This is a genomic window from Acidimicrobiia bacterium (assembly GCA_036396535.1).
GTDB lineage: Bacteria > Actinomycetota > Acidimicrobiia > Spongiisociales > UBA5794 > DASWKR01.
On record DASWKR010000011.1, the window covers coordinates 44,411 to 51,775 of the forward strand.

Sequence of the window (7,365 nt, forward strand, 5' to 3'; positions counted from 1 at the left end):
GGGTTCGGGAACCGAGGTTCCGTGGGTTCTGGCAGTCGGCGGGGCAGATGAGCGCCGGAGCGGTCACGGTCGACATCCATTGTCACCTGGCGACTCCTGCGGCCGCCGCCGCGGTCGAGGACCACAAGCGTCCCCGGTACGAGCCGTACGACTACTTCATGGGTGCCGATTCGAAGGAGCACAACCGGGAGATGTTCCCGACGATCATCGAGGCGCTCCGCAACCCGGCCGCCCGGATCGAGCACATGGACCGCATGGGCATCGACGTGCAGGGCTTGGCGACGTTCGTCTCGGAGTACGGGTATTGGGCACCGGCCAAGGTCGGCGCCGAGTCTGCCCGCCTGCAGAACGAGCGACTGGCGGCCGCGGTGGCGGACTTCCCCGACCGTTTCGTGGCGCTGGGGGCGACCGTGCCGCTCCAGGATGTCGACATGGCGATCGCCGAGATGGACCGGGCCGTCGACGACCTGGGGTTCAAGGGCCTCCAGATAGGTGGCACGATCCACGGCCACAACCTCGACGAGCCAAGGTTCCGGCCCTTCTGGCAAGCCGTTGCCGCCAAGGGCGTTCCCGTGATCCTGCACCCGAACGGTTACGAGGAGAGCCACCGCCTCGGTGAGTACTTCCTCGTCAACTGCGTCGGCAACCCTCTCGAGACGATGGTTGCGGCGAGTCGGCTGATCTTCTCGGGGCTCTTCGAAGAGTTGCCCGACCTCCGGCTCGTGCTCCTCCACGGTGGCGGGTACCTGCCGTTCTACAGCTCGCGGTCCGACCACACGTGGGAGGTGCGGCCCGAGACCAGGGTTGCGATCCCGGACCATCCGCCGAGCCACTACATGAGGCGGCTGTACTACGACACGATGGTGTTCCAGCCGATCTATCTGCGTCACCTCGTCGAGATCGTCGGCGCCGATCGCGTCATGGCGGGGACCGACTTTCCGTTCGACATGGGCGAAACCGATCCGCTCGGGCTGGTCGACGCCACCGACGGCCTCGACGAGGACGAGCGAGCCGCCATCAAGGGGGGCAACGCCCTGCGGGTGTTCTCGTTGTGAGCGCGCCGAAGCTCGATCCCGGCCTCGGGTTGTCCCCCGTCGACTTCGACGAGATCGGACCGCCCATCGGGCAGCGCTTCCCGGACGTCGTCCTGCCCGACCAGACGGGGCGCGCCGTCGACCTGCACGCCGACCGCGCCGGACGCCCGGCGCTCGTGGTCGTCCACCGCAGCGCAGATTGGTGACCATGGTGCAAGATGCAGCTGGTCGAGTTGCAAGAGACGGCGGCGAGCAGCAGTGACCTCGCCGTCTACGCAATCTCGTACGACCCGGTCGATGTGCTCGCCGACTTCGGGGCCCGGCACGGCATCTCGTATCGGCTGCTCTCCGACGTCGGGAGCATCGCAATGAGCGCACTGGGGGTGCTGAACCGCAGTATCGCCGCCGATCAGGCGTACTGGGGATGGGCGTACGAGGACAAGCACCACGGCCTGCCGTACCCCGGGTCGTTCGTGTTGGACCCGTCAGGCATCGTGGTCGACAAACGCTTCGAGCGATCGCACAGGAACCGTCGCACGAGCCGATCGGTCGTGGAGGACCTCGGCCTCGTGGCAGCCGGCGACGGCGCCGAGGTGAGCGCTACCGCGGCGGCGGACGGAATCACTGCCGCCGCCTACCACGCAACCGCATCCGTCTTCCCGAACCAAGTGAGCACCGTCAGGGTCGACGTGGCGCTGGATCCAGGCGTGCACGTGTTCGTCCCGCCGACGAGCGGCGGGTACACGCTGCTGGAGGCTTCCATCGAGGCGCCGGACGGCGTCTTCTGGGACGAGCCGGATCCTCCGTCGGGGGAGCCCTTCCTCATCGACGGCATCGACGATGAGCTTCAAGTGGTCGAGGGGCGGGCAGCGCTCGAGATCCCATTCCACGTTCACGAGAAGACGGGCGAAACCGTCCGCTTCACGATCGTGGTGAGATACCAGGCGTGCTCCGCCACGATCTGTCTCCCACCGGGCGAGATCCGGCTCGAGCTGTCTCTCGTCGTCAGGCCGAAGATGTGACCACGATCCGGGCGGGCGGCTACGCGCCCCGCGACAGCACACACACGCGGGCGCTCGAGCACATCGCCCGGCGGCTCGATGCCGCCGTCGACGGAGCGGTCGCGGTCGAGATCGTGCCCAACATCATGGACCTGGGACGCCAGAGCTCCGACCTCCTCGACATGGTCGAAGGCGGTGAGCTGACGCTGTGCTATTTCTCGACGAGCTACCTCGGAGAGCGGGTACCCGAGCTGAACGCCCTCGAGGTTCCGTTCCTGTTCGACACCCTCGACGAGGCACACTCGGCCATGGATGGGTCTTTCGGGGCGGCCCTGACGGCGGCAACGGAGCGCCGCACCGGTCTCGAGGTGCTCGGCTACTGGGACAACGGCTTCCGCCATCTCACGAACGCCCGCCATCCCGTCCATGTGCCGGAGGACGTGGCCGGCCTGCGGGTGCGCCTCCAGCCGAACCGGGTCCACGAGGCGATGGTCGAAGCGTGGGGAGGCATCCCGGTCGCCGTCGAGCTGAGCCGCGGGATCGAGCTGCTGATGGCCGGCGAGGTCGACGCCCAGGAGAACCCGCTGGCGAACACCACCGCATGCGGGGTGGACGCCATCCATCCCCACGTGACCATGACGGCCCACCTCTTCGGGGCTCGCGGCGTCTACGCAAATCCGAGATCGCTCGAGGCGCTGCCTGCCGAGGTCGCCGATGAGCTGCGGATCGCCGCTCGCGACGCCATCGCCTTCCAGCGCCCGGCGGCGGCGGCCTTCGAGAACGAGACGCGAGAGAAGATGGCCGCCGCCGGGACGGCGTTCGTCGATCCGACACCCGACGAGAGGGCCGCCTTCGTCGCGGCGACGGCGCGTGTCGCCGAATGGGCGAGGTCCGAGGTCGGCGAGGTGGTTCCGTGGCCGACGTGACGTGGGACTTCAGCCGGCGTGCGGTTGCCATCACTGGTTCGGCGGCCGGGATCGGAGCCGGCGCGGTTGCCGCTTTTGGAGCTGCCGGGGCGACCGTCTACGCCCTCGACGTCGACGAGGAGGCAGGCCGGGCCGCCGTGGCGGGGGTCGATGGGGCCGAATTCCTGCGAGTCGACGTCACCGACCGCCGGTCCGTCACTGCCGCGTTCGATCATGTGGATTCCCGGGGCGGCCTCGACGTCCTCGTGAACAACGCAGGCGGCTTCTGGGAGCAGCACACGATGGAGTCGGTCGGCGACGACGAGTGGGACAGGATCGTCGACCTCAACCTCAAGGGAGTCTTCCTCTGCTCGCAAGCGGCCATCCCCCTCCTCAGACGGAGCACCGCCGGGAGGATCATCACGATGAGCTCGCTCGCCGGCCAGACGGCGGCGTACCGCTCGTCGCCGCCCTACGCAGCCGCCAAGGCCGGAGTCCTCGCACTCACCAGGGTCATGGCACTCGAGCTGGCGGGCGAAGGGATAACCAGCAACGCCATCGCTCCGACCGCCGTGCTCACCGAGCGGATCCACACCGTGAGGTCGCCCGAAGAGCGCAGCCGGACGGCGGAGACCATCCCCCTCGGACGCTACGGCGAGATCGACGAGATCGTCGCCGTGATGATGTTCCTGGCTTCCGAAGAGGCGGGATTCATCACGGGTGAGACGGTCTCGGTGAATGGAGGGAGGTTCATGGCGTGATCGGGTTCGTCGGCCTCGGGAGGATGGGGCTGCCCATAGCCCGCAACATCGCCGCAGGTGGGCACGACATCCGCTGCGTCGATGTCGTCGGGTCGGCAGTCGAGCGCGCCCTCGCCTCCGGCCTCGATGCCACGACAGATCTGGGCGCGCTCGAAGGCGCCGACGTCGTGCTGACGTCTCTACCCGACACTCCCGAGGTCGCCGGGGTGTTCCTCGAGCCGGGGAATCTCCTGGAGGCCATGGCGGATGGCGGGGTCGCAGTCGATCTGTCGACGATCTCGATCGACGGGTCACGCGCCATCGCCGAGGAAGCGGCGGCGCGGCGCCGATCGTTCCTCGACGCCCCGCTGAGCGGGAGCGTTCCCCACGCCGAGTCGAAGACCCTGGCCGTGATGGTCGGGGGTGAGGCCGGCGCACTGGCGACGGTGATGCCCGTGCTGGCGTCCATGTCGTCGTCGGTGCACCACATGGGTGGCAACGGGGCCGGCCTCGTCATGAAGCTCATCACGAACCGGCTGCTTGCCGCCTCGGTCGCCGCCCTCGCCGAGGCCGTCGTGCAGATGGAGGCGAACGACATCGATGTGGACGCCGGGCTCGGCCTCCTCGCCGCCGGGGCGGTACCGAAGCTCATCGAGTACAAAGGACCGGCGCTGCGCGACAGGGAGTACCGGGCAGCGTTCACGATCGACCTGATGCGCAAGGACATGGGCCACGCCTCAGGGTTGGCCGGGGGTGACCGCCTCGCATCGGTCGTCGAGCAGGTGTTCGACGAGGCGTCGCGACTCGGTCACGGGGACGGCGACATCGCTGCGATCATCGAGACGTGGCTCGTGAAGGAGGGACCGTGGCGAACCTGATCGTGTTCGACGAAGCCGACCCGGTGGAGCGCGGCGACGGCATCACGAGCGTGCGGCTCACCCCCGAGCCGCTCGAGGGGCAGGGCTTCGTGATGGGGGTCACGTCGTTCCCTCCCGGCACGAGCATCCCGCTCCACGCCCACAACACCGTGGAGCAGGTGACGGTGCTCGAAGGTGAGGGCATCGCCGTGCTCGAAGGCGCTGAGCGGCCGGCGCGGCCCTACGACACCACCCAGATCGCGCCCGGCGAGTTCCACAGGTTCGTCAACACCGGAGGCGGGATCATGAGGATCCTGTGGGTGTACGGCGACACGTACGTGACCCGCACGTTCGCCGACACGGGCGAGACCGTGGAGCAGTTCCAGCGCGGCGCGCCATGACCGCGCCGCCTTTCCCGATGGGCAGGCTCGAGGCTTTCGTCGCCGACGTGCTCGGTGCTCTCGGTGTGCTGCCCGACCACGCCGAGACGACTGCGAAGCGCTTGCTGGAAGCCGACGCCCGAGGCAGGACCGGCCATGGAATCATCCGGCTGCCTCTGTACGCCGAGCGCATCGAGGCAGGCGGCTACAACCTGCGGCCGGCAATCCGCATCGCCCGGCAGACCCCGGTTTCGGCGCTCGTCGACGGCGACAACGGACTCGGCCAGGTCGTGATGACGCTCGCCGCCGAGACGGCGATCGAGAAGGCGCAACAATCCGGGATGGCGTGGGTGGGGACGACCCGCTCGAACCACGCCGGCGCAGCCGGCATCTACCCGGCCATGGCAGTCGGGGAGGGGTTGATCGCCTTCTACTTCGCGGTCGCCAACGCCAACGGCATGCCGCCGTGGGGCGGTCGGGAGCCGATCCTGGGAACGAACCCGATCGCCATCGGCGTCCCGGCCGGTGACGAGCCTCCCTTCCTGCTCGACATCGCGACCACCGTCGCATCGCACGGCACCATCAAAGTGGTGGCGCAGGCGGGGGAGCAGATGCCGATCGGCTGGGTCGTCGATGTCGAGGGCAACCCGATCACCGACCCGAACCGCGCCGACGAGGGCTTCCTCGTCCCGATCGGCGGCTACAAGGGCGCCGGCCTCAACATCGCCATCGGGCTCCTCGCCGGGGTCCTCAACGATGCGGCCTTCGGCCGTTCGGTGGTCGATCACAGGGAGCATCCGGAAATCCCCACGAACACCGGCCAGGCGATCTTCGTGATGCGTCCCGATCTGTTCGCCGAACAGGACGAGTTCCTGGCGCGAGTCGACGCAAAGCTCCACGAGTTCCGCACCTCGGAGCCCATGGGAGGCGCCATCGTGAGGCTTCCCGGCGACCGGGCGGCGGAGGTCGAGAAGGGGAGCCGGGCAGGCGGGATCGAGATCCCCGAGATGCTCCTCGGTCGGCTTCGGGGTCTCGCCGATCGGCTCGGGGTGGGCGACAGGTTGGAGTAGCGGCGCCGGCCGCAGCTCACTGCCCGAGGTCGTAGCGCATGATCGGGCGCGCCGCGACGTGCCGGGCGACCGTGACGAAACCTGCTCGAGCGAACGTCGTCGCGTATCCGGTGCTCGACGCGCTCGGCGTGAGGTCGGCGTCGAGCGGATATGCCTCGACCGCCGGCGCGCCGGCCTCCGCGGCCGCCTCCACGGCCGCCGCGATCAGGGTCGTCGTCACGCCCTGCCTTCGGTAGCCCTTTCGGATGTAGAAGCACGAGATCGACCAGACGGGGGCGTCGTCGACGCGCCGCAGCCGCGGCGAGCGATCGAGCCACGGCAAGGCGTCGCGGGGGGTGAGCTGGCACCAGCCGACGGCAATCTCGCCGTCGAAGGCGAGCAGGCCGGGAGGAGGGCCGGCGGCGACGACTTCGCGAAACGCCTCCCTGTTCTCGTCGGGGTCGGTGCGGCGGTAGGCGTTGCCGGTTCGCCAGTACGTGCACCAGCACCGGCCGACCGGGCCGGTCGTGTCGAACAGATCGACGAGTGCTGGCCACAGCTCGGGGGTGAGGGCCCGGATGACGAGATCCACTCGTGGCATGAAAGCACGGACGTCGGCAGCCGTTGCCTGTGCCGATTGCCACATGGCCGTAACTCGGTATGATCGCGGCTTCTTTTCGTCAGTCGGGTGTGGTATGGTCGAACGTATGTTCGATATTGGTGATGTGGTTGGGGAGCGGCTCCCGGAGGGGCTCGACTCGATGCGTCCCGGGTCGGGGTTGGCGGCCGCCTTGGAGGGGGTCGACGTGTCCCGGTTGTCGGGTTATGACCGGATCGTGGCGTTGCGGGCACACCAGCGGCTCGTGTCGCATTATCAAGCCCGCATGTGCCAAGACATGGAAGCGGTTGTTGAAGTGCTCGACGACGGGAACTCGATGGAGGCCGCCATCTCTGGGGCGGCTGAGATCAGGGTGGCGTTGCGGTTGACGCGTCGGGCCGCCGACTCGGAGTTGTCGATGGCGCTCGATCTGCGGAGGCGTCTCCCGGTCGTGTGGACTGGCCTGCTAGACGGCGCCCTCGACGGGCGGCGGGCCCGTTGCATTGTCCACCAGACCGCCCACCTCGACGAAGCAGTCGCCCGGGACGTCGTTGCCGGCGTCATCGACGAGGCACCCGGGTTGACCACCGGACAACTGATCGCACGGCTACGGGGCATGTGCATCGAGGTGGCACCCGACGGGGGCTTGTCAAGTTCCACAGGTCTGGACCACCGTCTCGGGCCAGACCGCCTCGATGGCGTCACCGAACCCGGTCAGTCCGTCGCAGCAGGCGATCAACACGTCTGAGACGCCCCGGTTGCGGAGCTCGGTGAGCACTGCGAGCCAGAACTTGGCTCCCT

General features: G+C 68.6%; 9 protein-coding genes and 2 pseudogenes. 9 read left to right on the forward strand and 2 right to left on the reverse strand.

What is annotated here, in order from left to right:
- Positions 1-47 precede the first annotated feature (47 nt).
- From VGC47_01590 to VGC47_01625, 8 genes are read left to right on the forward strand one after another with little or no spacing between them, the layout of a single operon-like run.
- On the forward strand, positions 48-1,055 hold the full coding sequence (locus tag VGC47_01590; GenBank protein ID HEX9853994.1) for an amidohydrolase family protein: 1,008 nt from the start codon (positions 48-50) through the stop codon (positions 1,053-1,055).
- Positions 1,052-1,240: a hypothetical protein gene (locus VGC47_01595; protein ID HEX9853995.1), complete on the forward strand. Its 189-nt coding sequence runs from the start codon at positions 1,052-1,054 to the stop codon at positions 1,238-1,240. The genes VGC47_01590 and VGC47_01595 overlap by 4 nt, the downstream gene beginning before the upstream one ends.
- 12 nt (positions 1,241-1,252) lie before the next feature.
- The gene (locus tag VGC47_01600; GenBank protein HEX9853996.1) at positions 1,253-2,056 is read left to right on the forward strand and encodes a protein-disulfide reductase DsbD domain-containing protein; all 804 of its coding nucleotides are present in this window, start codon (positions 1,253-1,255) and stop codon (positions 2,054-2,056) included.
- Positions 2,053-2,961, forward strand: a complete 909-nt coding sequence (locus VGC47_01605; protein ID HEX9853997.1) for a TRAP transporter substrate-binding protein — start codon at positions 2,053-2,055, stop codon at positions 2,959-2,961. The genes VGC47_01600 and VGC47_01605 overlap by 4 nt, the downstream gene beginning before the upstream one ends.
- Positions 2,949-3,701: an SDR family NAD(P)-dependent oxidoreductase gene (locus tag VGC47_01610; protein HEX9853998.1), complete on the forward strand. Its 753-nt coding sequence runs from the start codon at positions 2,949-2,951 to the stop codon at positions 3,699-3,701. The genes VGC47_01605 and VGC47_01610 overlap by 13 nt, the downstream gene beginning before the upstream one ends.
- Positions 3,698-4,558, forward strand: a complete 861-nt coding sequence (locus VGC47_01615) for an NAD(P)-dependent oxidoreductase (GenBank protein ID HEX9853999.1) — start codon at positions 3,698-3,700, stop codon at positions 4,556-4,558. Before VGC47_01610 ends, VGC47_01615 begins: the two co-directional genes overlap by 4 nt.
- A complete protein-coding gene (locus tag VGC47_01620; GenBank protein ID HEX9854000.1) occupies positions 4,546-4,938 on the forward strand; it encodes a cupin domain-containing protein in 393 nt (130 codons plus the stop codon). The genes VGC47_01615 and VGC47_01620 overlap by 13 nt, the downstream gene beginning before the upstream one ends.
- Positions 4,935-5,987 (forward strand): Ldh family oxidoreductase, encoded by a 1,053-nt coding sequence (locus VGC47_01625; protein HEX9854001.1) that lies wholly within the window; start codon positions 4,935-4,937, stop codon positions 5,985-5,987. Before VGC47_01620 ends, VGC47_01625 begins: the two co-directional genes overlap by 4 nt.
- 16 nt (positions 5,988-6,003) lie before the next feature.
- On the opposite strand, the gene VGC47_01630 is transcribed toward VGC47_01625, so the two are convergent.
- Positions 6,004-6,558 (reverse strand): GNAT family N-acetyltransferase, encoded by a 555-nt coding sequence (locus tag VGC47_01630; protein ID HEX9854002.1) that lies wholly within the window; start codon positions 6,556-6,558, stop codon positions 6,004-6,006.
- 343 nt (positions 6,559-6,901) lie between these two features.
- Between VGC47_01630 and VGC47_01635 the strand changes: the two are divergent.
- Positions 6,902-7,177: pseudogene (locus tag VGC47_01635) on the forward strand (DUF222 domain-containing protein).
- Positions 7,178-7,222: 45 nt separating this feature from the next.
- Here the strand turns inward: VGC47_01635 and VGC47_01640 are convergent.
- A pseudogene (locus tag VGC47_01640) lies at positions 7,223-7,365 on the reverse strand (transposase).